Origin of the sequence: Arthrobacter sp. ES3-54, from assembly GCF_029504395.1 — a bacterium.
GTDB lineage: Bacteria > Actinomycetota > Actinomycetes > Actinomycetales > Micrococcaceae > Arthrobacter.
Map to the genome: position 1 here is coordinate 210,019 of NZ_JAQFIF010000004.1, position 26,257 is coordinate 236,275.

24 protein-coding genes are annotated in these 26,257 nt (G+C 64.7%); 15 read left to right on the forward strand and 9 right to left on the reverse strand.

The window, feature by feature from the left end:
* Positions 1-116: 116 nt before the first annotated feature.
* From M2428_RS09530 to M2428_RS09555, 6 genes are read left to right on the forward strand one after another with little or no spacing between them, the layout of a single operon-like run.
* The gene (locus M2428_RS09530) at positions 117-1,679 is read left to right on the forward strand and encodes an ABC transporter substrate-binding protein (RefSeq protein WP_277525710.1); all 1,563 of its coding nucleotides are present in this window, start codon (positions 117-119) and stop codon (positions 1,677-1,679) included.
* Positions 1,680-1,708: 29 nt separating this feature from the next.
* On the forward strand, positions 1,709-2,638 hold the full coding sequence (locus tag M2428_RS09535) for an ABC transporter permease (RefSeq protein ID WP_277525711.1): 930 nt from the start codon (positions 1,709-1,711) through the stop codon (positions 2,636-2,638).
* Between the two features lie 9 nt (positions 2,639-2,647).
* A complete protein-coding gene (locus M2428_RS09540; protein WP_277525712.1) occupies positions 2,648-3,646 on the forward strand; it encodes an ABC transporter permease in 999 nt (332 codons plus the stop codon).
* On the forward strand, positions 3,643-4,755 hold the full coding sequence (locus M2428_RS09545) for an ABC transporter ATP-binding protein (RefSeq protein WP_277525713.1): 1,113 nt from the start codon (positions 3,643-3,645) through the stop codon (positions 4,753-4,755). Before M2428_RS09540 ends, M2428_RS09545 begins: the two co-directional genes overlap by 4 nt.
* The gene (locus M2428_RS09550) at positions 4,748-5,773 is read left to right on the forward strand and encodes an oligopeptide/dipeptide ABC transporter ATP-binding protein (protein WP_277525714.1); all 1,026 of its coding nucleotides are present in this window, start codon (positions 4,748-4,750) and stop codon (positions 5,771-5,773) included. The genes M2428_RS09545 and M2428_RS09550 overlap by 8 nt, the downstream gene beginning before the upstream one ends.
* The gene (locus M2428_RS09555) at positions 5,770-6,501 is read left to right on the forward strand and encodes a sulfite exporter TauE/SafE family protein (RefSeq protein WP_277525715.1); all 732 of its coding nucleotides are present in this window, start codon (positions 5,770-5,772) and stop codon (positions 6,499-6,501) included. The genes M2428_RS09550 and M2428_RS09555 overlap by 4 nt, the downstream gene beginning before the upstream one ends.
* Before the next feature lie 41 nt (positions 6,502-6,542).
* Here M2428_RS09555 and M2428_RS09560 read toward each other — a convergent pair whose 3' ends face one another.
* Together M2428_RS09560 and M2428_RS09565 are read right to left on the reverse strand one after the other, a co-directional pair.
* A complete protein-coding gene (locus M2428_RS09560) occupies positions 6,543-7,559 on the reverse strand; it encodes a 2-hydroxyacid dehydrogenase (RefSeq protein WP_277525716.1) in 1,017 nt (338 codons plus the stop codon).
* The gene (locus M2428_RS09565) at positions 7,556-8,857 is read right to left on the reverse strand and encodes a glucarate dehydratase family protein (protein WP_277525717.1); all 1,302 of its coding nucleotides are present in this window, start codon (positions 8,855-8,857) and stop codon (positions 7,556-7,558) included. The genes M2428_RS09560 and M2428_RS09565 overlap by 4 nt, the downstream gene beginning before the upstream one ends.
* 153 nt (positions 8,858-9,010) lie before the next feature.
* Between M2428_RS09565 and M2428_RS09570 the strand changes: the two genes are divergently transcribed.
* On the forward strand, positions 9,011-9,967 hold the full coding sequence (locus M2428_RS09570; RefSeq protein ID WP_277525718.1) for a LysR family transcriptional regulator: 957 nt from the start codon (positions 9,011-9,013) through the stop codon (positions 9,965-9,967).
* 46 nt (positions 9,968-10,013) lie between these two features.
* Here M2428_RS09570 and M2428_RS09575 read toward each other — a convergent pair whose 3' ends face one another.
* Positions 10,014-10,316: a helix-turn-helix transcriptional regulator gene (locus tag M2428_RS09575; protein WP_277525719.1), complete on the reverse strand. Its 303-nt coding sequence runs from the start codon at positions 10,314-10,316 to the stop codon at positions 10,014-10,016.
* Positions 10,317-10,382: 66 nt separating this feature from the next.
* On the opposite strand from M2428_RS09575, the gene map reads away from it, so the two are divergent.
* Positions 10,383-11,165 carry a type I methionyl aminopeptidase gene (gene map / locus M2428_RS09580; RefSeq protein ID WP_277525720.1) on the forward strand — a complete coding sequence of 261 codons (783 nt, stop codon included), beginning with the start codon at positions 10,383-10,385 and terminating at the stop codon, positions 11,163-11,165.
* 97 nt (positions 11,166-11,262) lie between these two features.
* Here the strand turns inward: map and M2428_RS09585 are convergent, their stop codons facing one another.
* On the reverse strand, positions 11,263-12,489 hold the full coding sequence (locus tag M2428_RS09585) for an amidohydrolase (protein ID WP_277525721.1): 1,227 nt from the start codon (positions 12,487-12,489) through the stop codon (positions 11,263-11,265).
* Between the two features lie 578 nt (positions 12,490-13,067).
* On the opposite strand from M2428_RS09585, the gene M2428_RS09590 reads away from it, so the two are divergent.
* The gene (locus tag M2428_RS09590; protein ID WP_277525722.1) at positions 13,068-14,633 is read left to right on the forward strand and encodes a family 16 glycosylhydrolase; all 1,566 of its coding nucleotides are present in this window, start codon (positions 13,068-13,070) and stop codon (positions 14,631-14,633) included.
* Between the two features lie 60 nt (positions 14,634-14,693).
* Here the strand turns inward: M2428_RS09590 and M2428_RS09595 are convergent, their stop codons facing one another.
* Positions 14,694-15,356, reverse strand: a complete 663-nt coding sequence (locus tag M2428_RS09595) for a DUF3841 domain-containing protein (protein ID WP_277525723.1) — start codon at positions 15,354-15,356, stop codon at positions 14,694-14,696.
* A 134-nt stretch (positions 15,357-15,490) separates the two neighbouring features.
* Here M2428_RS09595 and M2428_RS09600 point away from each other — a divergent pair, with 134 nt between their 5' ends.
* The gene (locus M2428_RS09600; RefSeq protein ID WP_277525724.1) at positions 15,491-16,507 is read left to right on the forward strand and encodes an LLM class flavin-dependent oxidoreductase; all 1,017 of its coding nucleotides are present in this window, start codon (positions 15,491-15,493) and stop codon (positions 16,505-16,507) included.
* Positions 16,508-16,547: 40 nt separating this feature from the next.
* On the opposite strand, the gene M2428_RS09605 is transcribed toward M2428_RS09600, so the two are convergent.
* Positions 16,548-18,137 carry a M1 family metallopeptidase gene (locus M2428_RS09605; RefSeq protein WP_277525725.1) on the reverse strand — a complete coding sequence of 530 codons (1,590 nt, stop codon included), beginning with the start codon at positions 18,135-18,137 and terminating at the stop codon, positions 16,548-16,550.
* Between the two features lie 227 nt (positions 18,138-18,364).
* Complete coding sequence (locus M2428_RS09610) at positions 18,365-19,372, reverse strand: DUF6454 family protein (protein WP_277525726.1); 1,008 nt, start codon at positions 19,370-19,372, stop codon at positions 18,365-18,367.
* Positions 19,373-19,564: 192 nt separating this feature from the next.
* On the opposite strand from M2428_RS09610, the gene M2428_RS09615 reads away from it, so the two are divergent.
* From M2428_RS09615 to M2428_RS09625, 3 genes are read left to right on the forward strand one after another with little or no spacing between them, the layout of a single operon-like run.
* Complete coding sequence (locus tag M2428_RS09615) at positions 19,565-20,092, forward strand: PadR family transcriptional regulator (protein WP_277525727.1); 528 nt, start codon at positions 19,565-19,567, stop codon at positions 20,090-20,092.
* The gene (locus tag M2428_RS09620; protein WP_277525728.1) at positions 20,089-20,802 is read left to right on the forward strand and encodes an ABC transporter ATP-binding protein; all 714 of its coding nucleotides are present in this window, start codon (positions 20,089-20,091) and stop codon (positions 20,800-20,802) included. Before M2428_RS09615 ends, M2428_RS09620 begins: the two co-directional genes overlap by 4 nt.
* On the forward strand, positions 20,799-23,024 hold the full coding sequence (locus M2428_RS09625; RefSeq protein WP_277525729.1) for an FtsX-like permease family protein: 2,226 nt from the start codon (positions 20,799-20,801) through the stop codon (positions 23,022-23,024). Before M2428_RS09620 ends, M2428_RS09625 begins: the two co-directional genes overlap by 4 nt.
* A gap of 31 nt (positions 23,025-23,055) precedes the next feature.
* Here the strand turns inward: M2428_RS09625 and M2428_RS09630 are convergent, their stop codons facing one another.
* The gene (locus tag M2428_RS09630; protein ID WP_277525942.1) at positions 23,056-23,358 is read right to left on the reverse strand and encodes a DUF4193 domain-containing protein; all 303 of its coding nucleotides are present in this window, start codon (positions 23,356-23,358) and stop codon (positions 23,056-23,058) included.
* Positions 23,359-23,522: 164 nt separating this feature from the next.
* Between M2428_RS09630 and M2428_RS09635 the strand changes: the two genes are divergently transcribed.
* Both M2428_RS09635 and M2428_RS09640 read left to right on the forward strand, forming a co-directional pair.
* On the forward strand, positions 23,523-23,903 hold the full coding sequence (locus tag M2428_RS09635) for an STAS/SEC14 domain-containing protein (RefSeq protein ID WP_277525730.1): 381 nt from the start codon (positions 23,523-23,525) through the stop codon (positions 23,901-23,903).
* A 762-nt stretch (positions 23,904-24,665) separates the two neighbouring features.
* Positions 24,666-25,433, forward strand: coding sequence for an SDR family NAD(P)-dependent oxidoreductase (locus M2428_RS09640; RefSeq protein ID WP_277525731.1), 768 nt, complete (start codon positions 24,666-24,668; stop codon positions 25,431-25,433).
* A gap of 36 nt (positions 25,434-25,469) precedes the next feature.
* On the opposite strand, the gene M2428_RS09645 is transcribed toward M2428_RS09640, so the two are convergent.
* On the reverse strand, positions 25,470-26,180 hold the full coding sequence (locus M2428_RS09645; protein WP_277525732.1) for a hypothetical protein: 711 nt from the start codon (positions 26,178-26,180) through the stop codon (positions 25,470-25,472).
* Between the last annotated feature and the right edge of the window lie 77 nt (positions 26,181-26,257).

Genomic DNA, 26,257 nt, shown 5'->3' on the forward strand with positions numbered 1-26,257 from the left:
CTATTGTCCAGCCTCTTCCGCCGCCACTACTTTGAGTTCGACCCCGGACCTCAGCTCCCAAAGTCGACCTGCATTGATGGCCTGAGGCCGCCCACCCCCGAACTCCGAGGAATCCAATGACGTCTTCTTCTCGTGTACTTTCTCCGGCCGCGGTCCTGAAATGGCCGGCTCTCGCCGCTGGCGCTCTGCTCCTGCTGAGCGGGTGCTCGGTTGCGAACTCTGCTTCCGCCCCAGCTACGGCGGGCGGCAGTCTCCGGGTTGTGCTGGCGCAGGAGCCCCCCACACTGGAGGCCTGCGAATCCAACCTCACCTCCACCGGCGTGGTGGTGCGCTCGAACGTCACAGAACCGCTGATTGAGCGAAATCCCACTACGGGAGCGCTGGAGCCCCTGCTGGCAACGGAGTGGAAAGCAACTTCTGACACGGAGTGGACGTTCAAGCTTCGCGAGGGCGTGAAATTCCAGGACGGCACGCCCTTCAACGCGGAAGCTGCGGCCTTCACGATCGACCGGGCCGTCAACTCCAAGCTGGGCTGCAACGTCGAGGGCTACGTTTTTGGCGATGCCGACCTGAAGGTCAAGGCAGTGGACGCGACGACGCTGACGGTGACATCGCCCAAGCCTGACCCGATTCTGCCGCTCCGCCTTTCGTTCCTGGAAATAGTGCCGACGACGACGAGCACAACCGCGAAGGTCCGGGAACCTGTTGGTACCGGTCCGTACAAGATCGAAAAGTGGGACGCCGGCCAGAAGATTACGCTCAGCAGCTGGGACGGGTACTGGGGCAAGAAGCCCGCGTACGCCAAGGCCGAATACCAGTGGCGTTCGGAAAGCTCAGTGCGGGCGGCCATGGTCACCAGCGGTGAAACGGACGTGGCTCTGGGCCTCAGCCCGGATGACAACGTTGGGGACCTGGCTGTTGACTACCCGAACAACGAAACCGTGGCCCTCCGTCTCGAGGCCACCAAAGCGCCCCTGACCGATATCCGCGTCCGTCAGGCGGTGAACTACGCCATCGACAAGGGAGGAATCGTGAATTCCCTCTACCAGGGCAAGCACAAGGTGGCGGCGCAGTTGGTGCCCGAAGGCATCGTGGGACACAACTCAACCCTGGAAGCGTGGCCCTTCGATCTGGACAAGGCCAAGTCGCTGGTGGCCGCGGCGAAAGCCGACGGGGTGGACACTTCGGCTCAGATCTCCCTCGTGGTCCGTAACGCACAGTTCCCGAAGGTCACCGAACTTGCACAGGTCCTGCAGGAGCAGTTGAGCCAGGCAGGCCTGAATGTGAAGCTGAAGATGCTTGAAACCAGCCAGCAGCTGACCTATCAGGTCCGCCCGTTCGCCGAGGACGAGGGCGCCGTCGCGCTCCTGATCCAGCATGGCAACCAGGCCGGTGACGCCGCCTTCACCGTTGACCAGTACATGCTCTCCACTGGTGCACAGAGCTACTTTGGCACGCCGGAATTTGACGCAAAGATCAAGGCCGCCGACGCGGCGTCGGGGGAGGCGCGCAAGAAGTCGTTCGAAGAGGTCTTCGCCTACCAGAACGACAAACTGGTCCAGTTCGCCCACATCTCCCACCAGACGGGCATTTTGGGCAAGTCAAAATCTGTGAACTACACGCCCAATTCCTCCAGCGGTGACGAACTCCGCGTCTCGGAAATGACCCCGGCGAGCTAGTCCGGACGTCAAGGAAAGAGGGACAGCCCATGCTGATCTACTTGAGAAAGCGGATCGTTTCCAGCGCGCTTCCGCTGGTGGTGGTAATCGTTGGTGTTTTTGCGCTCGCTAGGATGACCGGCAATCCGGCCGCCCTGTATCTTCCGCTCAACGCCACGCAACAGATGCGGGACGAGTTCACTGCACGCAACGGCCTTGACCAGCCGCTGTTGGTTCAGATGGCGGACTACTTCGGCGGAGTGCTGAGGCTCGACTTCGGGCAATCGCTCAGGACCGGCCAGGATGCCGCCGCCATGGCCCTGCGTGCGTTTCCGGCTACCTTGCAATTGGCGGCCACCACTATGGTGCTGGCTGTCCTTCTGGCGCTGGTGGTGGGTTGCTGGGCGGCGCTGAAGCCGAACGGCGTCGCCGACCGCATCTCAAGTTTTGTCTCCATGGCCGCTGCCTCAATACCCGACTTCTGGCTCGCAATCGTCGGCATCTGGGTATTCGCCATCACCCTGGGCTGGCTCCCGACATCCGGTGTGTCGGGGGCCGGCGCCTGGGTTCTGCCCATCGCCACCCTCCTGCTCCGGCCATTCGGGGTCCTGGTCCAGATCGTCCGGGGTTCCATGGTCTCCGCGCTGTCTGAGCCCTACATCAAACTGGCCCGAAGCCGCGGCGCAGGCGAACTGCGCGTGGTTACCCATCACGCACTGCGCAACGCCGCGGCGCCGGCTTTGACAGTGGCCGGTGACCTGACGGTGGGCTTGGTCAACGGAGCGGTGGTGGTGGAAACCATCTTCGGGTGGCCCGGGATCGGCAAGCTCATGATCGATTCCATCCTGCAACGCGACTTCGCTGTCCTGCAGGCAGCCGTGCTGCTGACCGCCGTGGCCATCTTTGCGTTGAACATCCTGATCGACATGGGCTACGCGTTGCTGGATGCACGCGTCCGCCCCGTGACGGCAAGAGCTTAGGAGTAGACCATGACCAGTTCATTGACTGAGCCGGCCGCGCAGGATCAGCTACCAGGGACCGAGAATCGGCCCTCCGGAAAGGGGAACGGAAGCCAGGATGGGAACCCCAACCTGTTCCGGCTCCTGCTGAAGGACCGCTTCGCCACGGTGTCCGCCGTGCTTTTGGTCCTCATCGGCCTGACAGCCGTGATCGGCCCCGCCTTGATGGGCGACCTAGCCACCAAGCAGAACCTCCTCTTCGCCAACAAGGCGCCGTTTTCGCTGGCCCACGGCTGGGAATACGTTCTGGGGAGCGACTCCCTGGGCAGAAGCATGCTCGCCCGCCTAGTGGTGGCCAGCCGCACCACGTTCTCGGTCGCGGTACCGGCAGTGGCCGTTGCCCTCGCGGTTGGTTCGCTGTGGGGTGTCTGGGCCGGATACCACCGAGGTTGGCGGGAAAACGTGTCGATGCGGATTGCCGACGTCATCATGAGCTTCCCGTCCCTGCTGCTCGCCGTCGTGGTGCTTTACGTGTTCAGTCCCAGCGCCGGGAACATCGTGCTGATCCTCGCCCTGACGCGGATCCCGATCTACCTGCGCACGGCACGAGCCGAGTCTGCGGAGCTTCAAAGCCGTACGTTTGTGGATGCGGCCCGGACCTTTGGGGCCAGGCCAAACGCCATCATTGGACGTCATGTCATTCCCGTGGTCCTGCCGACGCTCCTGACGCTGGCCACGCTCGAATTCTGCTATGTGATGCTTGCCGAGTCTTCCCTGAGCTTCCTTGGCATTGGCATCCAGCCGCCGGACGTCAGCTGGGGGCTTATGGTTTCGCAGGGCAGGCAGTACCTGCAGACCGCCTGGTGGCTTTCCATCTTTCCCGGCGTCGCGATTGTGGTCACCACCATCGCCGCGAACGTCCTGGCGGCCTGGCTCCGAATCGCCACAGACCCCGCCCAGCGCTGGCGCCTGGCACTTCCCCGCAAGCGGCTGATTGCCCGCATCCCAGTCAAGGAGGCAAAGCCGTGAAAACTGCTGCCCAAAGCGTGCTCCCCGGCCAATCCCGGGCGCATGAAGTTGTTCTAAGTGTCAGGGCCCTGGCTGTGGACATCCGCACGCATCGCGGAACCGTCCGGGCCGTCAATGACGTAAACTTCGAGGCCCGTGCGGGGGAGACCCTCGCACTGCTCGGAGAATCCGGGTGCGGGAAGTCCATGACGGCCAAGGCACTCGCCGGAATCATGGACCCCGTCTGCGACCTTGCCGGAGGGGAGGTGGTCCTCAACGGAACAGACCTGGCGGCCCTGACACCCAAGGAACGACTGAAATTTGCCGGTCCCGAGCTCGGCATTGTCTTTCAGGACGCGCTGACAGCCCTCAACCCTGTTTATACCGTGGGAACACAGCTCGGTGAGGCTTTCCGGATCCATCGGGGACTGGGTGCCAAGGAAGCCAAGGTCCAGGCAATTGAGCTGATGGAGCGGGTGGGGATTCCCGAACCCGAGTCCCGGGTGAATTCGTATCCGCACCAGTTCTCCGGCGGCATGCGCCAGCGCATCCTGATCGCCATGGCCGTGGCCCTGAACCCGCGCCTGCTGATAGCAGATGAACCCACCACTGCCCTGGACGTCACGGTCCAGGCCCAGATCATGCAGCTCCTGCGCAAGCTCCGGGAAGAGGGCCAGATGGCCGTCGTGCTGATCACCCACGATCTGGCGGTTGTTGCCGAGGAAGCCGACTCGGTGGCGGTGATGTACGCGGGCAACGTAGTGGAGTGCGGGCCAGTGTCCGAGGTCTTCAGCGATCCGCGGCACCCCTACACCAAGGGACTACTCGAATCGGTGCCCGTCCATGTTGGCCGCGGCGCCCGCCTGTTGTCCATCGCCGGAAGCCCCCCGGAGCTTCATGACATACCCGCGGGCTGCGTGTACCAGTCCCGCTGCCCGTTGGTGCAGGACATCTGCCGGTCCGAGCGCCCGCAGCTGCTGCCCGTGACCGATCGCCCCGTGAACGATCGTCCCGTGGACGATCGCCCCGTGGACCTGCAGGACGACGCCGACGATTACGCTGGCGCCCTGCTGTCACGGCCCGGCCGGGCTGCGGCCTGCCACTTCAGCGAGGAGATAAACAATGTCTGAGCCGCTTTTGCAGGTTGATGGCTTGTGCAAAACCTTCCACGTCGCCAAGAGCGCCCGCGGCAACACCCGCCTTAAGGCCCTGGATGGCATTAACCTCACGGTCGGGCGAGGGGAAACCCTGGGCCTGGTGGGTGAGTCGGGCTGCGGAAAATCCACTCTTGCCCGGACCCTCATGATGCTGGAGACACCGGACGAAGGGACAGTGACCTTTGAAGGTACGAACCCGTTCGGGCTCCGCGGAAAGGAGCTGCTGAGCTGGCGGCGCAGGGTCCAAATGGTGTTCCAGGACCCTTTTGCCTCCCTCAATGCACGGATGAACGCCGGCGACATTGTTTCCGAGCCCTGGGCGACCCACCGGAACCTTTACCCGTCGTCGCGGGAGCGTGAAGCCCGCGTGCGGGAGTTGCTGCACATGGTCGGGCTGAGGCCCTCGGACGCGCGCAAATCCCCGCAGGAGTTTTCCGGCGGCCAGCGGCAACGGCTCGGCATCGCCCGTGCCCTGGCTCTGAACCCCGACGTCATCATCCTGGATGAACCGGTTTCAGCGCTGGATCTATCCGTCCAGGCCCAAATCCTCAACCTGCTCAACGACCTGCAGCAGGAACTCGGAGTCTCCTATATTTTCATCTCCCATGATCTGACCGTTGTCCGGCATGTGGCCGACCGGGTGGCCGTGATGTACCTGGGCAGGATCATCGAGACCGGCGCCACGGAGGAAGTTTTCGACCATCCACGGCACCCCTACACGGCGGCGTTGATGTCCGCCTCGCCGAAGCTCGACGTTACGGGGGTGAAGCGGGACCGAATCGTCCTCCAGGGCGAGCTGCCCTCCCCGCTGGATCCGCCGTCGGGCTGCCGTTTCCGCACCAGGTGCTGGAAAGCGCAGGACATCTGCGCCGAGGTGGCGCCCGAGCCGCGGGTGACGGCCGCCCCCGATGGAGGGCTGCGCCTGGCCGAATGCCACTTTCCACTTGAAACCGTCAAAGGTCTCACAGGCGCCACCGCAACCGCCGGGTGACGGCCACTGAGTATGCGCTCATCGCCGGCGTGGTTTTCCTCGCCGCCTGCCTGCAGGCCTCAACAGGCTTCGGCATGGGGATGCTTGCCGCGCCGGTGGTGGCCATGGTGGATCCGGCCCTGCTGCCGGCCACACTCATTCTCCTGGCACTCCTTGTGACAGTCCTCGTGACCGTCCGTGAACGGCAGCACCTCGATCTCCGCGGCACGGGCTGGGCTCTGGTGGGCCGGATCCCCGGAAGCTTCCTGGGAGCATGGCTGGTGGCCCTGCTGTCCAAGGAGGGACTGGCCTGGGTGGTGGTCATCGTGGTGGTCACCGGCCTGGTCCTTGCAATCCGGGGATGGGCGCCGGAACCGGTCCGGGTAAACCTGATCGCGGCCGGTGCCGCCTCGGGCATCATGGGCACCGCCACTTCCATCGGCGGACCGCCCATGGCCCTGGTCTGGCAAGGCCACCAGGGATCACGGCTGCGGGGCACCATGAGCGCGTTCTTTATGGTGGGCTCCGCAATTTCCCTGGTGGCGCTGGGGGTCGCAGGCGCTGTGACGGGTCAAATATTGGCGCTCGCGCTGTGGTTGGTGCCGGCGGTGCTTGGAGGGTATGTGGCATCCCGGTTCGTGAACCGCTTCCTGAACACCGCCCGGCTGAGGATGCTGGCGCTGGGCTCGTCCGCGCTGGGAAGCCTGCTGTTGATGGGACAACTCGCCGTGGCTGCCATGCAGCCCTGACCTCTGCGGTCACTGCAAGCAGCCCCTTGCAGCCGGGCGATTTATCTGGCCCAAACCCTCGGTACGAGGTTGATCAGTTCCCGTCCATGCGCCAGCCGGCCAATATTTGCCGCGATGTCCGCCGCCCGGCGTTCGAACGTGATCCGCGCGTGCCCCGAATGGTGCGGCGTGAGCACAGTATTGTCCAGCGATCCGAACGGAAGCTCGGCGGGCGGCAGCACGCCGTCGGCGGGGGATCCCCACCACACGTCAATGCCTGCCCCTGCGATACGCCGGGACTGGAGGGCGTCGAACAGCGCCTGCTGGTCCACCACGGGACCGCGCGCAACGTTTATCAGAATGGCGGACGGCTTCATGGCCGCGAACTCCGCTGCCCCGATCATCCCTCGTGTCGAAGAGTCCAGGGGCGCGGTGACAACTACGACATCGGACGCTGCCAGCAGCTCCGGAAGCTGGTGGTTTCCGCCGATCCAACTCAGCGTGACCCCGTCCGGGGCGCCGGCGGCCGGATTCTTGCGGACGGCGCGAACGTCCACGCCTAGCAGGCCGGCCATGCGCGCCGTTTCCGCTCCGATGGAGCCCATCCCGACGAGTCCCATGGTCATTCCACTCAAGGTCGGGTGGAACGGCACTTCGGGGTCAGTGGCAATGGTCCGCCATCGGCCTTCACGCACCGCGCGGTCGGCCGCGATGACATTGCGGGACAGCATCAGCGTGACCATCAGGATGTGTTCCGCAATGGGCCGCGCGTGATGGAACGTGTTGGCCACGAGGGTTGCCGGCTGCAGGCCCGGAACGAAGATCTTGTCGTACCCAGCGCCGGTGACGTGCACCAGCTTCAGTCTGCTTGCGGCCGCCACCTGCTCGGGACCCAGAGAGGAACAGACGACGACGTCGGCAGTTGCCAGTGCTTCCAGCTGGCGTTCAGGAGACCAAGCCGCCGCCATGGTCCAGTGGTGAGCGCCGCCGTCGTGCCTTAGCTGATCCTCAAAGCGGCTGATGATGGGATCGGTGACCACGATCGACATGCCCTTTTCTGAAGGCTCCGAAACGCTCACCAGCGGGGGCTCTGCAGCTCGGAGGAAGGGCGCAGCCGCTGCATGTACCCGGTGTCATCCCGGCTCCTGAGCCCGCACTCCAGGTACTGGCGGTGGAGGCGTCCCAAGGCGTCGCGGTCCAGTTCGATCCCCAGCCCGGGTCCTGCGGGGACGTTGACGGCTCCGTTCTCAAACGAGAACGTGTCGGCCGCGATGACGTCCTCTTCCGGGTCCTTCCATGGCCAGTGGGTGTCACACGCATAGTCGAGTTTCGGCGTCGCCGCGGCGAGATGGACCATTGCGGCAAGGCTGATCCCCAGATGGGAGTTCGAGTGCATAGACAGCCCCAGCCCGAAGGTTTCGGTGATGCCTGCCAGCGACTGGGAACGGCGGAGGCCTCCCCAAAAATGATGATCCGAGAGGACCACATCAACGGCCTCGGCGGCCACTGCCGGCGCAATATCAGCGAAGCTGACGACGCACATGTTCGTGGCCAGCGGCATGCCGACCTCGCGGCGGACTGCGGCCATTCCTTCGATGCCCGGGGTGGGGTCCTCCAGATACTCCACAATGCCGTCCAGTTCCTTGCCGACGCGGATGGAGGTTTCAACCGTCCAGGCGCCGTTGGGATCTATCCGGAGGGGCATGGCCGGGAACTCCGCGCGGAGGGCCTGGATCGCGGCGACTTCCTCCTCCGGGGGGAATACGCCTGCTTTCAGCTTGAGGGCGGAGAAGCCATACTCGTCCACCATTTGCCGCGCCTGGCTGACGATCCCGACAGGATCCAAGGCTGCCCCCCAGACGTCGTCTGCCTGGCCGGGATGTGCGGCCCACTTGTAGAACAGGTACCCGCTGAATGGGACGGCGCTGCGGACCGCTCCGCCAAGGAGGTCGCTCACGGGGCGGCCAAGGAGCTTTCCCTGGATATCCAGGGCAGCTACGTCAAACGGCGAGAGGACGCGGTCCGTGGTGCTTGATCCGGTAACCATTCCGCTCATTCCGTGGCCACCCCGGATCGTGTCCTTTTGCAGGGCGGCCTCAACGCAGCTGCGGAGTTCGTTGATGTTGAACACGTCGGTGCCGGGAACGGCCTCGGCCGCGAGGTGAAGACGGGCCAAATGGCCGGCATCACCGTATGTCTCACCCAATCCGCTGACTCCCGCGTCGGTATGGACTTCCACTATCGCCCGGAGCGCAAACGGCTCATGGACGCCGACGGTGTTCAGCAGCGGCGGGTCATTGAACGCCACCGGCGTGATCGTGACGCCGGTAATCCTCACCTGGTGGAGGTGCTGTGCGTGCTGGCTTTCCTGGTTCACTCCGGTGTGCTCCTTAGGCGTGGGTCAGGCGACCGGCCGATGACGCTCTGCCTAGCTGACGGTTTCCGCATCTGCTGCTGAACTGAACATAATGGGTGCAAACGATCCAAGTCCAAGCCATAATGAGCACTCGTGCATCCATGAAAGGTATTGATGTTCTCCCTGCCGCAGCTTGAATCATTTGTCGCAGTTGCTGAGGAACTGCACTTCGGTGCGGCCGCAGCACGGCTGAACATGACACAACCACCGTTGAGTCGGCAGATCCAGATGCTCGAGAAACAACTGGGTACGCAGCTTTTTGGCCGCACCAGCAGAAGGGTTGAACTGACTGCGGCCGGCTTGATGCTGCTGCCCAGGGCCCGGCAAATACTGGACATGTGCATCAAGACCGAGTTGGACGTCCGGCGGGTTTCATCCGGCGACGCCGGCGCAATAACCGTCGCGTACACCGCTATCGCTGGTCAGAGCGCCTTGCCCCAGCTCCTGAGGCGTGCCGCTGACATCATGCCCGGAGTGTCGTTCGTATTGCGGGAACTGGTTTCCACGGATCAGATGGACGGGCTGGTGAAGGGCAGCGTGGACATCGGGCTGCTCCGGCCGATTGTGGCCCGGCCGGGCATTGTTTCTAGACCCATCATGACGGACCGCCTCGTCGTCGCGATCCCTTTGGGAAGTTCCATTCTGGGCAACCTGACGAACATGGATGCGCCCCTTCCGCTGGCCTGCCTGGACCGATTGCCGCTGCTGATGTATTCAACCAAGGAAGCGCGCTACTTTCATGACCTGGTACTCCGGCTGTTTGCCAGCGCAGGCGCGCACGCGAACATCACTCAGTACGCGAGCCAAATCCCAGCCCTCCTCGCCTTCGTTCAAGCCGGCCTGGGCGTGACGCTGGTGCCCGCCTCGGCTATGGCGTCATCGCCCCCGGGGGTGGAGTTCCACGAGATCAACGGCAGCCATGGAATCCAAGAGCTCAACCGTGTCGACCTGGAACTCGCGTGGAACGAGCAAACTGCCAATCCGGCCGTGCGGAGGCTGCTGGAGCTTATTGATTCCACGGGTCTGAATCCCGGCGAACGATTGGACATGCCGCCGGGTGACTTCGAATAGTCATCTACGAAGTTGCTCGTTGGGCTGCGAGCTGTGCGATTGAGCCTTACGAGGCCAACCGCTCACGTGCGTTGTGATCAGAACTGCTCGGTTCGACGCCATGTTTGGGCTGGGTGATCTCTGCCCACACCGCATCGAGGGAGAGCCCGAGGACGTCGGCGATCGCAGCGATGGTCGGGAAGGCAGGAGTCGCTACGCGGCCCGTCTCGATTTTCCGGAGGGTCTCCGGTGAGACGCGCGCATCGAGCGCGATTTCAAGCATCGAACGCTCTGCCCTGGCGCGACGCAACAGGGCACCGAGGCGCTGTCCGCGCTCGACCTCTGCGGGTGTGAGTGGCAACCTAACCATGGCTCCGATTATAGTACCGGGATAATATGGCCGGGATAGTTATTGGATGCGTGAGAAAGGCGCCGCATGATCGAGATCCTGAACCCCACCGAACTGGGCAGAGCAAAAGAGACCGGCACCCTAGTCGCTGACATCTTGCAGTCGCTGAAAATCCGTAGCACGGTCGGCACGAACCTCCTGGACATTGACCGGTGGGCCCAGACCATGATCGTCGAGGCTGGAGCGCTGTCCTGTTACGTCGACTACGAGCCATCCTTCGGACGCGGGCCGTTCGGTCACTACATTTGCACGGCCGTCAACGACGCCGTGCTCCACGGACTGCCCTACAACTACACGCTTGCCGACGGCGACCTGCTGACCCTGGACCTCGCCGTCTCCAAAGGAGGAGTTGCTGCAGACTCCGCCATCAGCTTCATCGTGGGCGGCTCCAAGCCCCCGGAGAGCGTCGCGATGATCAGCGCGACCGAGCGCGCATTGAACGCAGGAATAGCCGCTGCCGGACCCGGGGCTCGCATCGGCGACATCTCACATGCCATCGGCTCGGTCCTCAGCGCGGCCGGGTACCCGATCAACACCGAGTTCGGGGGTCATGGCATCGGATCGACGATGCACCAGGACCCGCACATTGCGAACACCGGACGGCCAGGCCGTGGATACAAACTGCGCCCTGGGCTGCTGCTCGCATTGGAGCCATGGGTCATGGCCGACACCGCTGAACTCATCACCGACGCCGACGGGTGGACACTCCGAAGTGCGACCGGCTGCCGGACAGCCCACAGTGAGCACACGATCGCTATCACCGACGACGGAGCCGAAATCCTCACTTTGCCGACGCAGGCGCACCCGTGAGATCGGAGCCCCACCTGCCCTATGCTCCCGGCGTCTCATCACGAATCACGGGTGAAATGGACGGTTCCCGATGTCCCGCCTGCCGCCCGGCCCGGCATCATTTGGCGAGGTACGACAGTGCGGCGACGACATGAGTTTGGACGCCCATGGACAGGGTTGGGTCGATCACGGGGGCGAAGAACGGGGAGTGGTTCCCCGGGATGTCCTGCCTCACCGTTCCCTTCGCGGCCGCCGCCCGGTAGGCGTCCGGGTCCGCACCGCCGAGGAGCCAGAATGTGTACGGCACGCCGAATGCAGCCGGAATGCGGCTGAAATCCTCCGAAGCCGTCTGCCTCTCGGCCCTGTGCACGGCGTCGGCACCAAAATGGGCGGAGAACGCGGCCCGGACCTGCTCAGTCACGGCCGCGTCGTTGCTGGTGAGCGGGAACTGGTCGTAATACTCGAAGTCAGGCTCCTGGGGCGATCCGGCGGCCGCGCACTCGCCGTTGACAATCCGCTCAATCGCGGCGAGCACCCTGGCCCGGACCTGGTTGTCGTAAGTGCGGATATTCAGCAGCAGTGTGGCGCGGTCCGGGATGATGTTCGATTTCGTGCCGGCGTTGAGCGCCCCGACGGTGACGACGGCGAAGTCCCCGGGCTTCGTCTCCCGCGAGACGATTGACTGCAACCTGAGCACGATGGAGGAGGCCAGCACCACTGGGTCCACGGACATGTGCGGCATCGAGCCGTGCGCGCCCTTCCCATACACGGTGATCTTGAGCGAATCTCCGGCCGAAAGGACTGGCCCGTCCGTGGTGGCGACCGTCCCCGCCGGCATTGGCATCACGTGCTGGGCGAGGACGACGTCGGGCCCTGGCACCTTGGTGACGAGTCCGTCGGCGACCATCGCTTTGGACCCTGCTCCGATTTCTTCGGCCGGTTGGAACAGGGCGATGTAGGTCCCGGACCATGCTCGCCTGCCGTCCGCCATGAGCTTGGCGGCTCCGAGCAGCGCACTGACGTGAAGGTCGTGACCGCACGCATGCATGATCCCGTCCATTGCCGAGGCATAGGACAGCCCCGTTGCCTCGGTGACGGGTAAGGCGTCCATGTCGGCGCGCGCAAGAACAGTTGGGCCAACTCCGTTCGCGAGGACGCCGACGACGCCGGTCCCTCCAATGCGGGTCACCGCAAAGCCGAAGGCAGTGAGTTTCTCTTCGACAATCTTCGAAGTCTCATGCTCCTCGAGGCTCAGTTCGGGATGCCGGTGCAGCTGGGTGTACGTTTCCCGGAGCCAGGCGAGCTCGGAATCGAGGCCTGCCAGGACTGTCTCGGAACTGTTCATGCGCATCACGCTTTCGGAGTCCGGGCGCCTCCACGGGCCAGGCGCAACTGACAGTCAGCTTAGTCCTGCTGAGGCATGTTCTGGGTGCCTCTGCCGTGTTGGGGATTTGGCTTTCGGGCGCGATTTCTTTCTGGATGGCGACGCCGCTGGTAAGGAAGCGATATGTCATCTCTGTATTGCCGACTGCGAGTAAAGCAAAGGCTTTAACGAGTATGAACCGTTCTTTAACGGGTAGCCGCCACCGGGGTTGTCGCGGCTCGGGACTCGTTACGATGGGGTCTCCCGGGCCGGTGAATCCGGCGGGATGAATTCGGCGGCAAGACTCAATCACGCCGCAGTCAGGGCTTTTGTCCCGGATGATGTTCACGACGAATGGCCGCCGCCCTCAGATCCCTCGGCGCACCGCCCTCAGATCCCTCGGCGCACCGCCGTCGCTGCCATGGTGGTGACGGCTTATTTCACTTCAATGATGACTTTGCGAGGAATTCATGCGGCGACCGATATTTCCACGCCTAGTCCTTATCGCCACAATTGTCGGTCTCAGTTTGGTGCCCCTGCCCGCCAAGGCAGCTGGGGGAGTGGCGACGGACAAAGTGGTCAGTGCGCACCAGGCCTCGCTTTCCCGCACCGTGACTTCGCCAGCCTTTACAACCAGCCAAACCAAGGAACTCCTGGTTGCGTTTGTGACCTCTGATGGACGTGCCGAAACCGGTGCCCAGCAGTTCACCTCAGTCACTGGTGGCGGGCTCACCTGGCGCCTGCGTAAGCGGACCAACGTTCAGTTCGGGACAGCAGAAATCTGGCAGGCCGTGTCCAGTGGCATCCTCACGAACGCAAGGGTGACCGCGACGCACAACGGTTCATACCGGGGTTCCATAACGGTCGCCACATTCACGGGCGCGGACACGGCCACCGATGGAGCGGTCGGGGGTGCCAGCGGGCCCACGGGAGCGCCCACCGCTTCGCTTAGCACCACCCGCACCGGCTCCTGGGTGTGGGGTGTGGGAAATGACTGGAGTGCGTCCACAGCCCGCACCGTGGGAAGCGGTCAAACCAAGGTCGATGAGTACCTTGCCGGCAGCGGCGGCACGTTCTGGACGCAACGCCAAACTGTGCCCGGCACAGTGACGGCGCCATCTACCGTCAGAATCAATGACACCGCTCCCACTACGGACAGGTGGAATATGTCTCTGATCGAGGTTCGGCCGGCCCCGGCGGCGCCGGTGTTCACGGCGTCCTCGCCTCCGGCGACGGCCACGGTCGGTACCGCCTACACCTATACGTTTGCCGCGACGGGTAGTCCGGCGCCGACGTTCAGGGTGGCCTCCGGTGCCCTGCCGGCCGGGCTGGGCCTGAACAGCACTTCCGGGGTCCTGTCCGGGACCCCGACGACGGCCGGGCCGGCGACGTTCACTGTCGCCGCGGCGAACGGGGTCAGCCCCGACGCGGTCACGCCCTCCCGCACGATCACGGTGAACCCGGCCCCGGCGCCTGACGGTACTCAGGCCGCCGTCGTCTTCGGGTGGGGTCCGGTGGTTACCGGGGACGAGTTTTCCTACACGGGCGCGCCGAATCCGTTGAAGTGGGGCGTCTACAACAGTCCGGGACATGCGGGCAACGGGATCCGGAGCCCGAACGCGTGGTCCGTGAACGGCAGCGTGGTTACCGTCAGCGGCGACTCGGCGGGCACTACCGGCGGCATGTCAGCCAAGTTTGCCCAGCAGCAATACGGACGCTGGGAAGTCCGGATGAAGACCAGCGCCCGGGATCCGAAATACCACCCAGTCCTGATCCTCTGGCCGAACAACAACACGTCCCCCAACTGCGCGGAGATTGATTACGCCGAAGGAACGTCCGACACGTCCAGGATCAAGTTCTTCCTGCACTACGCATGCAGCGGCTCGAACTTCCAGACTCAGACAGCGCAGCCGATCGATACAACTCAGTGGCACAATTACGCGGTGCAGTGGACCCCGTCCGGAATCACCGGCTACATCGACGGCGTGCAATGGTTCACCGACACAGACCCGGCGCACCAGCCCACGGTCGGGATGCACCAAACAATCCAGCTGGACTGGTTCCCGGACGGGACCGCCACCCTACCAAGCCAGATGCAGGTCGACTGGATCCGCGTCTACGGCTAGCCCCCGGCTCACCAGACCGGCTGCCATGTTGGGCTGCATGCTTTGCTCCTGAGCGACTGCTCAGCGATCGAGCCTTACCGCTCCCACGACATCGTCAGCGCGCAGGTCGTGCATGGTGGCCTGCCAGGATCCGAAACGGCCGTAGTTGCCCGGTTCCAAGATGCTCTGCCAACCCTGTTCGACTTCGGCCCTCAAATCCTCCGGCCAATACGGGCGGCCGAGATCCCGTGCTCCTGCCGCCGTGAGCCGGTCCTCGAAATCGGCGAAAACACGATTCAGGCGGGCGTCCAAGTCTCCATCGCTTTCCCCGGCAATTTCCGGGGCGAGCGGACTCTCGTTCAGGACCGAATGCCAGTCGTGAAAGTGCGAGAGCAGTGCCCGGTCCCGCGGCACCCTGCAGGTCAAGAGAACTTCTCCCACAGACGGCCTGCAGAGATCCACCAGGTCTTGGCGCCTGATCTTGGCCCAGAACCAGAGCGCCCCGTCACCCACGGTGGAGAGCTTCCTAGCCATCTGTTGGAGCATCCAGGCGTAGGCGTCCACGTACAAGGGCTCGGCGAGCGAAGTGTCCGGCACGAGTACGCCGGTGGACAGCAGGGCATCCACCGCTTCCTGGGTCTGAATCGTGTGAAGCAATAGCCGCTCTGCGGAGAGGTCGTAGCCGATCCGGCCCCTGGGAACGGCGTCGGCTGCGCGGGCGTTTGTGATTGGAAGGGTCAGCACAGGACCAGCATGGCTGAGAGCACCGACGCCAAAGGCAGAGACTGTCGGTCGAGCCGGTCGTGAGCCGAAGCTCTCCCTCGGGCCGCCCACCTCGCTTCCGAAAGCCCGAGGTCTATGAGATGTTGTGAGAACTTATGAAACGGATTGGTTTTCTGTCCTTCGGCCACTGGGGCGACGTCCCGGGTTCGCGCGTGCGTTCCGCCCGGGACGCGCTCCTGCAGGGGATTGAGCTGGCCGTGGCCGCGGAGGAAGCCGGCGTCGACGGAGCGTTCTTCCGGGTCCATCACTTTGCCGAGCAGCAGGCCTCGCCATTCCCGCTCCTCGCCGCGATTGCCGCCCGGACCTCTCGGATCGAGATGGGCACCGGAGTCATCGACATGCGGTACGAGAACCCGCTCTACATGGCCGAGGAAGCTGCCTCCGTCGACCTCATCAGCGGCGGCCGCCTGCAGCTGGGGGTCAGCCGGGGTTCCCCCGAGACAGTCCTTGACGGCTACGAAGCCTTTGGGCACCATCCGGCGGAGGGCGAGTCCGGCGCCGACATGGCCCGCCGGCACACGGAGCGCTTCCGGGCCGCCATCGCCGGGGCGGGCATGGCCAGGGGCAATCCGCAGGTCAGCGGGCACAGCGGGCCGGTCCCAATACAACCCCTTTCCCCGACGCTCCCTCAGCGGATCTGGTGGGGCGCCGGAAACCGAGCCAGCGCCCGGTGGGCGGGACAGCAGAGCATGAACCTCATGTCCTCGACCCTGCTGACGGAGGACACCGGGGTCCCCTTCGATGAGCTGCAGGCCGAGCAGATCGCCGGATTCCGGGAGGCCTGGGCAGCGGCAGGCCATCTGCGCACGCCGCGGGTGTCCGTATCGCGAAGCATTATTCCGCTGATCGATGACGAATCGCGGCGATACTTCGGGCTGCGCGCGCAGGCCGACGCCCGGGATCAGGTGGGCTACCTCGACGGCGGGCTGGCCCGCTTCGGGCGCAGCTACATCGGTGAACCCGACCGCCTGATTGAGGAGCTCTCCCGGGACGCGGCCATGGCCGCCGCGGACACGTTGCTGGTCACCGTCCCCAATCAGCTTGGCGTGGACTTCAACGTCCGGCTGCTCGAGTCGATATCCCGCGACGTCCGGCCCTCATGGGGGGAGTGACGCGGGCGCCCGCCCCCAACACTCCGGACAGAAGCGGGAGCTATCTCCTCGTCGCGTCCGGGGAAACCGAGTGCCGAGCCGTTTCCTGAGGCACCGAATCTTTCGTTCCTGAGAGCTGCGGCATCGCGGGACGGTCGCCCTCACGCAGCCAGTCGTCGAAGAACGCGTCGAGCTGCTGACCTGAGGCTCTTTCCATGACGGCCTGGAAGTCTTCCGTCGTCGCCGTCGCGTCGTTGTATCGGGTCAGCCACAACCGGGCGCCCGCGAAGAACGCCGCGTCGCCAATCTTCGCGCGCAGCGCATGGAGGGCAGCCGCACCACGGACATAGATCTGGCCCACGAAAAGGTTGTCGCGGCCCGGGTCAGCGATGTTGAGCGCCCAGCGGTTGTTCGCGTCGAGGTACGCCACGGCGTCCGCGAACTGCTCCGGCATGGTCGCCGCGCCTTGGTGCTCAGCCCACAGCCACTCGATGTACGTCGCCCAGCCCTCGTTCAGCCAGATCTCCTTCCAGTCAGACGGGCTCACCGCGTCACCGAACCACTGGTGCCCGAGTTCGTGCACCACCGTGTATTCGTCCGCGACCTGCGAGTAGACCGGTCGTGTTTGCGTCTCCAGCGCGTAGCCCACCGAGTCGTCGTCGACAATCGCGCCGAACGCCCCGAAGGGGTACCGCCGGAAGAGGCCCTCCAGGAACGCGATCATCTTCGGCTGCAGCGCGAGTGATGCCTTCGTCTGCGCCAGGGCCGCGCCCGTCACGCCCGAATCGATCGCATTGATGATCGGCAGACCGTGCGGACCCAGGTCGTGGGACAAGGCAAAGTCGCCGACGGTCGCCGTCGACAGGTAGCTGGCCATCGGGTCCGAGGCCTTCCACCTCCATGTGGTCCACCCGGCCTTGGTCGCCGGGCGGCCGGCGGGCAGCCCGTTCGCCACCGCCGTTTTGCCGGCCGGCACCGTGATGCGGAACGTGTAGGTTGCCTTGTCTTCGGGGTCGTCGTTCACCGGGTACCAGGTCGCAGCGCCTTCGGGTTCGTTGACCACCATCGCGCCGTCTGCGGTGGTGACCCACCCGTAGAGGGCCCCGGTGGTGTCGAGCGCCCGGCCGGTGATCCCGCCGTACTCGACCACGATCGTCGTCGTCTGTCCCGTCTTGAGCTTTGGCCGCAGTCCGATCGTGAGTTCCCAGATGCGGTTCGCGTCGTCTTCCACTTGGGACCACTCGGCGTCCTCGCCGTCGACCTGCCCGCGTAGCCACCCGGTGGCGCCGTTGCCCTGCGACTTCTGGTGCTTGGCAAGCTCGCCGTCGACCTGGACCGACGTGACGCCGAGGCCGCGCAGGTCGAAGTTGAGCGACTCCAGGTTCTGCTTCGCACGGAGGGTGATTGTGGCGACGCCGCTGAGGCGGCCCGTGAGCACCGTGGGATTGGTCGGCGGCGTGTAGCGGAGGGCGAGGTCGTAGTGCAGTACGTCGTACCCGCCGTTGCCGGCGAACGGGAAGTACTCGTCGCCGCTGCCGGGAGCACCCGCTGAGTAGCGGGGCCCGTCGTGGGCGGGGGCGGCTTGCGCCGTCCCGCTGATTGCGCCAGCACCGGCCACCACCAGCACGACGGCGATCGTTGTGCGACGCATGAACCGCTGCCCAATCATCGGCTTCCTCCCGCCGTCCGTTCTAAGCCGATCTTTGTTCCGTCGGCCGAGATTTGGTATCCAATCATCATGGGCCTTTCTTGGTCATTAGTGTCGACTCTCAAGGTGCCAATGGCCGATTTTCCCCGGCGGTAAGGGGGGGGGCGACAGGGCAGGCCGGGCCTTCCAGCCCTACGGCTCACACGAGTACTCCACCGCCATATCCGAAATCATGTGGCTGGGGTGACGGTGGCTTCGTAGGTGAGGATTTCGGTGCCGTTGCCTTCCTCGCCGTTGTCGGGGGCGACCTTCATGGTGAGGTGTCCGCCGTCGGCCGTCATCTTGAACGGGTTGCGCGTGGCCACGTGCCCTGCGGTGGACCACTGCTGGAACGGGACGTCGCGGATCACGCTGCGGGACTTGAGGTCGATCATCGCCATGCCACCGAGTTCGTAGGTGGTACCCGTGCCGCCAGCCGCCGCGGTCTGCGTGAGGTTGGTGATCCCGCTGCAGAGCATTCTGGAGCTGGGCACGTACTGGCAGTCCTGGTAATCGATGAAGTAGTTCGGGTTCTCCCAGGTCGAGAGCTGCTTGCCCTGAAGGTCCCATTCCGCGAAGCGGCGTGAACCCCAGGTGTTGCCGACCAGGTGGCCGGTCTGCTTGTCCAACACAATGCCGCCGAAGTGGTCCTTCACCTCGAACTGCTTGTGGACGTCCAGGGTGTTCGCGTCCACGCGGTAGATGATGGCGCTGCTGTCGGGCCGGTACTGGGCCACCGGGATCCAGACGTTGGTCCCGTCGAAGTCGATGCCGCCCGGGTGGTACATGTCGCCCTCGCCCAGGAAGATGTCCTTTTGCAGGTTGCCGGCCTTGTCCATGACGAACAGGTGGCCTACGCCCTTGCCGGGGGTGCGGTCGAACCCGTTCTGCGGCGTCGGGAACTTCACGGTCGGTTCGATGATCTGAACGGCCGAGAGGAAGATGTGGTCCTGGCTGTAGGCGATTCCCTCGGTGTGGAACGTAGGGAAGTTGAGCTTCAGCTTGGATGTCTGCTGCCAGTTCGTGTTCCGGTCAACGCCGTTGAAGGCGTCGGCCAGCGCCGTGTTCCTGTCACCATGGTTGCCGGCAGCGGCGTTGTCACCGGCTGCCTGGGCAGCCGCGGTGGCGCTGATTGCGGACGCGGCCAGGACGATTGCTGCGGCGGCGGTGAGGATGACTCGGGTGCGCGTGGTGCTCATTGGGTAGCCTCTCAAGGTTTGGTCTGAACAGGGTTGGATCTGAACAAGGGTTGGATCTGAACCAGGACTCGCGACACTACTTCCCGGCAATGAACCCAGGGTGCGGGCTGATGAACAGCAGATTGCGACACGGCCGGCCGCTTCGGTGCAGGAACTGGACCACCACTATGTACTGAGTGTATAGATGAGAGTGTGAACAACACGCTTGCCCTTCTGGGGCTGCTGGGCCGGGAGCCCAGCTATGGCTATGACCTGAAGCATTCCTATGACCGCTATTTCGGCGTCCAGAAACCACTGGCCTTCGGGCAGGTGTATTCCACGCTGGCCCGGATGTTCCGCGACGACCTGATCATGGCTTTGGGGGAGGAGAGCGGCGGCGGTCCGGACCGCAAGAAGTATGAGATCACCCTTACCGGCAGGGACAAGGTGCGGCAGTGGCTCTTCACACCCGACGTGCCCTCCGAGACCCTGCAGAGCGAACTGTTCGCCAAGACCGTGATCGCCTTGCTGCTCGACGACGACGCCGACGGGTTGTTGGATGCGCAGCGCGCGGAGCACATGGCCCGGATGCGCGAGCTGACCCGCCTCAAGCGCGACGCCGATCTGCTGCAGGTGCTGATGTGCGACCACGGCCTCTTCCACATCGAGGCAGACCTGCGCTGGATCGAGCTGACCAGCGCCCGGCTGACCCAACTCAAAAAGGAGCTCCAGAGCGCATGAGCCTGATCGACACCACTACGCCCATCCTCAGCGCCCGCGGCGTCCACCACGCGTTCGGGCAGACCGAGGCGCTGCGGGGTATCGACGTCGACGTCCACGCCGGCGAAGTGCTCGCCGTCATGGGACCGTCGGGATCGGGCAAGTCCACCTTGCTGCACTGCCTGGCCGGAATCCTTGCCCCGGTCCGCGGCACCGTGGCCTATGCACCCCCCGGCCTGAACCCAGTCAATATCAGCGGATTGGGTGAAACTGAACGGTCCCGGCTGCGGCTGACCGACTTCGGCTTCGTTTTCCAGTTTGGCCAGCTGCTGCCCGAACTCACGGCGCTGGACAACGTGAGCCTTCCCTTGCTGCTGGGCGGTACCAAACGGGCTGAGGCCCGCCAACGCTCCGAGGAATTGCTCGAACGACTCGGCTTGAACGGATTCGCCGCCAAGCTCCCGGGGGAGCTCTCCGGAGGCCAGGCCCAGCGTGCGGCCATCGCCCGCGCCCTGGTGACCTCTCCTGCGGTGTTGTTCGCCGATGAACCTACTGGTTCCCTGGATTCCCTGGCGGCCGAGAACGTCCTGACTTTGATGCTGGACCTTGTCCGGGAAGCGGGCACGACTGTGGTGATGATTACCCACGACGCCCGGACCGCCGCTTATGCCGACCGGGAAGTGATCGTGCGTGACGGCATCATCTCTGCCGGCTACCGGGTTCCGGCATGAATCCGGCTGTCCTGAAAATGGCACTGCTTGGCAGTAGGTCCTCGTGGGGGCGGATGGCCGGCATCGGTGGCGGAGTAGCAATCGGCGTGTGCCTGGTGCTGCTGCTGTGGAGTGCAGCGAACGGTCTGGCCCAGCGCGACGCGCGGGGTGCCTGGCTGAGGGAGATGGGTCAAACCTCCGTCAATGTGCCGCTCGCAGCCGATGGACGCACCGTCAACGGACCTCCGGAACCGATACCGCTGACACCGGAAACGATTCTGCTGGGATCCCTGCAGGACGTCTTCCGCGACCAGGTCATCAGCCACCGCGACATCGCGGCGCTGCCCGGAGCCACGGTGAAAATTCCGGGTATCGCGGCCCCGCCGGCACCGGGACAGTACTACGCCTCGCCCGCCCTGCAGCGTCTGATCGAATCCACTCCGGCCGGCGAGTTGGGGGACCGGTACGGCAAGTTCGCGGGCGTCATTGACGACTCCGCGCTGCCGGGGCCCGACGCCCTGGTGGTCATCAGCGGCGCCACGGAGGCCCAGCTCCGCCAAGGTCCGGCGGCAATGCTCGTCACGGAGTTCACCACCAATCCCTACGGTGAGAGCGCAGGCTTGTACCGCACGGCCTTGCTGGTCGGTGGAATCGCGGTGCTCTTCCCGGTGTTGCTGCTTGTCAGCATTGCGACCGGGCTGGGCGCGGCCCAGCGCCGGGAGCGCTTTGCCACCCTGCGCCTTATCGGTGCTTCGCCCCGGTTGGTCGCAGGCATGGCAGCCGTGGAGACGGCCATCCCGAGCCTGGCCGGTGCTCTGCTCGGCGTCGTCATGGCGGTCGCTTTCAGGCCGGCCGCAGCCCAGATTCCCGTCAACGGCACTAGGGTGTTCCTGGCCGATTTCACCTTTGGCGCGGGTTTCGCGGTGACCGCAGTCGTGCTTGTGTCGGCGGCCTGCGCGCTGGTTGCCGCCAGGCGTACCGCCAGGACCGGAATTGGCCCGCTCGGAGCCACACGGGCCATGACCGAGAAAACCCCCACCGTGTGGCGGGCCGTGCCTTTGCTGGCCGGACTGGCGGGCATGGCGACCGGGGCCGTACTGACCAAGGTCGATACCGATGGGATCCCGTGGACTTCTGCGCTACTGATCGGCGGTTTCGCACTGACCTCGGTCGGCATTGTGACCATTGGTCCATGGCTGACACGCATGGTGAGCACCATTGGGTTGCACCGGGCCCGCCGCGCTTCAACGGTCATCGCCGCCAGCCGAATCCGCCAAACCCCCGTTGCGACCTTCCGGTCGGTGTCCGGGTTGGTCATAGCGGTGTTCATGGTCTCCGTTTTCGCCGGGGGCATCAGCGCTATAGGAACGGTGGAGACACCCGAGGCGCGTCCCGGGCTGCTCCTTCCCACCAGCGTCTACGCGTTAGTGGCGCCGGCTTATACTCCCGGCCAGGTTGCCTCCGTCGCCCGTAGCACCAAGGAACTTGCCGGAATTCGCGACACCACCATCGGCTATGCCAAGACCCCGCTCGGACAGGGGGACACCATGGACATCTATATTGCGGCTAACGACGCGCCATCGCTCGGCTTCGGGGATCCAGGGTCGGACAAGATAGTGTCCTTCGACGCGTCTTTCCTGAATGCCTGGACCTCCACGCCGGTCTCACTCGCGGCCGCACCGCTCGTTAGCTTGGAGGGCCTGGTTCCGGTCGTGATGGTGGTCAGGACCGACGGGACGCCCGCTGCCATTGACCGGGCACGTACGGCCCTGGACGCATCCGGCGTGACTGCCACGCCTGGCACGTCCCCTGCGGATCTCGCAATCATGAGCAACACGCGACTGATCCAGGGGTTGGCCGCACATGCCTACATCGGCGTGTTCGTGGCCGTAGTAGTCGCGGGAATCTCCCTGGCTGTGTCCACCGCGGCCGCTATCCTGGACCGCAAACGTGTGCTCGGACTGATGCGCCTGATGGGTATGCCCGTGTCCGTCCTGCGCAAGGTCATCGTCCAGGAGGCCGCTGTCCCGCTCCTTGCAGTTCTGCTGCTGTCCGTCGGGCTCGGGTTCCTGGTCGCCTGGCTCATGATCTCTTCATTCGGTGGCGGCAGGACTATCAGTTGGCCCAGCACGGAGTACTACGCCGCCCTGTCCTTCAGTCTTCTGCTCGCACTGGCCGCAGTGGCAGCTACCTTCGGACTCGTCCGCTCTAACACCGCCATCACGGCCACCCGCTTCGAGTGAGATCACAACCTGCCTTGGAGGCCGCCCAGGTTCAGCTTTCGCAGTCCGTGCAGTAGACCTCGGCGCCAGTCTGCCGGGCGATCTGGGAGCGGTGCCGGACCAGGAAGCAGGAGTAGCAGGTGAATTCGTCGGTGGCCTGCGGGACGACCTGAACTATCAGCTCTTCGGCGATGAACTCGCCGCCCGGGACTCCGGCCCCGTCCAGCCCGTCGGCCTCGTCGAGTTCCTGAACGACGCTGCGGGCGTCCGGTGCGTTGGCGGACTGCAGTGCTTCCAGGGAGTTTTCCTGGGTTTCCTTGACGTCCGAGCGGACTTCGTCGTAGTCGGTTGCCACGTGGCTTGTTCTCATTTCTCGAGGGTTGACTAGGCTCAGTGCAACGTACAGCAACCCGCGGTTGTTCCGCAGCCGCGGCCAGAATCGACGCCGGACGGCGTTGGCGGGCCACGCCATGAGTGTGGTGCAGGTCATCGCCGCAGATCAGGCCTAGGATCAACCAAATGATGCTGGGACGAATCGACGCCGCTGACGGGAAGAACGCTCTCAGCGTTGACGCGGGGATACTCGAAAGTGTCTGGCGCCCCGGTTCTTTTGTCGACGCCGACGACGCCAGGGACGCCATGCTTGCTGTGGAACGCATCAGTGGCGGGACGCCGATGCCGATGCTCTCTGAGATGACCGACGTCGTGTTCAGCGCCGCGGCCCGCTACCAGTTCGCGCAAAGTACGGGCGTGGTGGCCATCGCGGTCCTCGGATCCAGCGCAGTCGACAGGGTCATCGCTTCCGCCACCAGCCGGGAGACCAAATACCCGCACGAGTTCTTTACCTCAAGGACCGCAGCAATCACGTGGCTGAAGGAAGTCATCAGCAGCCGCGATTAGGAAAACGGCGGTGCAGGGTTTGGGAAGGATTCACGCACGATTCAAGACAGACCGGTCTTTCCCGACGTAAAGTTGCTTCACGGTCTTCCGCCCCGTTCGCTCCACGGTTGTATCAAGGGCTTCAGGGATCGTGGCCGGTTCCGGGCTCTGCCGGAACGGGAAGCAAAGGATTAGGCAAATGTCCATTGAGTCCATTGAGTTGTCGTCCCGCCCGAAACACCCACAGGAGGATCCGCCCGCGGATCCGTGGAAAAAGGAACCGGAAGACAGCAGGGTACGGGGGATACGCCTGCAGGCCGCCGAGATTATCGCCGCGGTGCTGTCCGATTCCGCGCCGGGACAGGCCCGCGCCCGGGACCAGCTGTGTCGCCTGCTGCAGGCCAACCCGGACCGACCGGAAGTTGCGCTGGCGGCACACCTGATCGCCCTCCGGGAGGAACCTTCCCGGGGCCGCCCCGATCTGACACTCGTCCAGGGGCAAGCGGCGGATGCCGAAACGCCAACGCAGCCCTCGAGGCCAGGCGCTGGGCGGTCGCCCGGGCCCCGCCCGGCTGCCCGCCAACCCCTCTTGCATCATCGTCCCACTGAGCGGGTGCACTATGGTCGCCCCGATCGGGCCGAGGTCGACGGCTTGTCCGGGGATGCAACCTAGACGCAACGAATCAGAAGGCGCGTGACGATTTCGCCTTGCGGTGATCCGTTTCTGGAGCCAAGGGCTTAAAGTGGCCGGGACGTACCCAGACCACGAAGGGGACCAACCCCATGGCTCGCATTTTCATTACCGGCTCGACCGACGGACTCGGCCTCGCCACCGCCCGGACACTGTTGAACTATGGCCACGAGGTCCTGCTGCACGCCCGCAGCCGGGCGCGCGCGGCCGCCGTCGATGACCTCGCTCCGCAAGCGGCCGGCGTCGTCGTGGGTGACCTCAGCAGCGCCGCCGAAACCCGGGCCCTCGCCGAACAGGTCAATGCGCACGGGCGGATGGACGCCATCATCCATAATGCCGGCGTCTTCCTCTCGCCGGGCCGCGTCGCGACGCCGGAGGGTCATTCCCGCACTCTGGCCGTCAATGTTCTCGCCCCCTACCTGCTCACTGCACGGATTGAACGGCCCGGCCGCCTGATCTACGTCAGCAGCGGCATGCACCACGCGGCCAGCGGCAGTCTCCAGGACATCGATTGGACCGAACGGCGCTGGAATGCCAGCGCCGCCTACTCCGAAAGCAAGCTCCACGTGACTGCGCTCTCCGCCTCCATCGCCCGGCGCTGGCCCACCGTGCTCAGCAACGCCGTTGATCCCGGATGGGTCCCCACCAAGATGGGCGGCCCCGGCGCTCCTGACGACTTGGCCATGGGCCACGACACCCAGAGCTGGCTCGCCGTCAGCAATGACCCGGCCGCCCTGGTCTCCGGCAACTACTGGTACCACCGCCGGCCGCGGAAGCCTGCCCCGGAGGTCACCGACGCGGCCTTCCAGGACAGGCTCACCGACAAACTCGCCGAACTTACGGGCATAGCGCTTTTCTGAACTACAGAAGGAGCAAGCCATGGATCAGGCGGCCGCTTAGGTCTCCTGTCGATTCGCAGCGGCCCGGCTCCGTGGCAACAGGAATCCGACCGCGACAAGCCACAGGAGCCCGCCGAACCGCCCGATGGGCAACAGGAACTGGAGCGGTTCGATCACCATGGACAAGAAGCTCAGCTCGGCCAAGGCGGCGATGACGAGGCCGGCCCAGGCCAACCATCGCGGCACGAAGCGCAGGATGAGGGCCGGGACGGCGATCCCGGCTACGAGGAGCCCGAGACCAACGACGTAGGCGACGCCGCCAGTGATGAACGCGAGAAACGACAGCGCGTGGGTCAGTGTCATGTCGGTGGTGATTTCCGGACGGCTCAGGACCCAGCCCACGGCGGCCGAGAGCATGAGGAAGACCGAGGCGGTGATGCCGCCAAAGAATCCGATCGCGGGCCCGGGGACGCGCACGCCGAGCCGGAGCTGCCGGGCGTAAACGGTGGCCGCGAAGATACCCAGCGGCACCGCTGAGCCGAATTGGAACAAGCTGGCGAGCCGCACGGCATCGGGGTTCCCCTGGAAATATGCCGCGACCTGACCGGCGGGAGAGAACGGTGAGACAAACGTCTGGCCGCCCGTGAGGATCGCGGTGCTGAGCAGGCCGCCAACCGTGAGTCCCAGACTCACTGCCGCCAGGATGCCCGGGTTGGGACCGCCGGATCGTGTCCTTGGAAAGGTGTGGTGGGGGGATAGATCAGTCATGATCGCTTCTTTCCGATAATTACGTCACAACTAAAATGATTCACCAGTTGAATGATTCTGTCAATGGCGTAATATTG

Excerpts from the sequence above, each read along its gene's own strand:
- M2428_RS09530 (WP_277525710.1), top strand. The coding sequence starts at position 117 with ATGACGTCTTCTTCTCGTGTACTTTCTCCGGCCGCGGTCCTGAAATGG.
- M2428_RS09535 (WP_277525711.1), top strand. The coding sequence starts at position 1,709 with ATGCTGATCTACTTGAGAAAGCGGATCGTTTCCAGCGCGCTTCCGCTG.
- M2428_RS09540 (WP_277525712.1), top strand. The coding sequence starts at position 2,648 with ATGACCAGTTCATTGACTGAGCCGGCCGCGCAGGATCAGCTACCAGGG.
- M2428_RS09550 (WP_277525714.1), top strand. The coding sequence starts at position 4,748 with ATGTCTGAGCCGCTTTTGCAGGTTGATGGCTTGTGCAAAACCTTCCAC.
- M2428_RS09570 (WP_277525718.1), top strand. The coding sequence starts at position 9,011 with ATGTTCTCCCTGCCGCAGCTTGAATCATTTGTCGCAGTTGCTGAGGAA.
- M2428_RS09575 (WP_277525719.1), bottom strand. The coding sequence starts at position 10,316 with ATGGTTAGGTTGCCACTCACACCCGCAGAGGTCGAGCGCGGACAGCGC.
- map (WP_277525720.1), top strand. The coding sequence starts at position 10,383 with ATGATCGAGATCCTGAACCCCACCGAACTGGGCAGAGCAAAAGAGACC.
- M2428_RS09585 (WP_277525721.1), bottom strand. The coding sequence starts at position 12,489 with ATGAACAGTTCCGAGACAGTCCTGGCAGGCCTCGATTCCGAGCTCGCC.
- M2428_RS09600 (WP_277525724.1), top strand. The coding sequence starts at position 15,491 with ATGAAACGGATTGGTTTTCTGTCCTTCGGCCACTGGGGCGACGTCCCG.
- M2428_RS09605 (WP_277525725.1), bottom strand. The coding sequence starts at position 18,137 with ATGCGTCGCACAACGATCGCCGTCGTGCTGGTGGTGGCCGGTGCTGGC.
- M2428_RS09610 (WP_277525726.1), bottom strand. The coding sequence starts at position 19,372 with ATGAGCACCACGCGCACCCGAGTCATCCTCACCGCCGCCGCAGCAATC.
- M2428_RS09620 (WP_277525728.1), top strand. The coding sequence starts at position 20,089 with ATGAGCCTGATCGACACCACTACGCCCATCCTCAGCGCCCGCGGCGTC.
- M2428_RS09625 (WP_277525729.1), top strand. The coding sequence starts at position 20,799 with ATGAATCCGGCTGTCCTGAAAATGGCACTGCTTGGCAGTAGGTCCTCG.
- M2428_RS09635 (WP_277525730.1), top strand. The coding sequence starts at position 23,523 with ATGATGCTGGGACGAATCGACGCCGCTGACGGGAAGAACGCTCTCAGC.
- M2428_RS09640 (WP_277525731.1), top strand. The coding sequence starts at position 24,666 with ATGGCTCGCATTTTCATTACCGGCTCGACCGACGGACTCGGCCTCGCC.
- M2428_RS09645 (WP_277525732.1), bottom strand. The coding sequence starts at position 26,180 with ATGACTGATCTATCCCCCCACCACACCTTTCCAAGGACACGATCCGGC.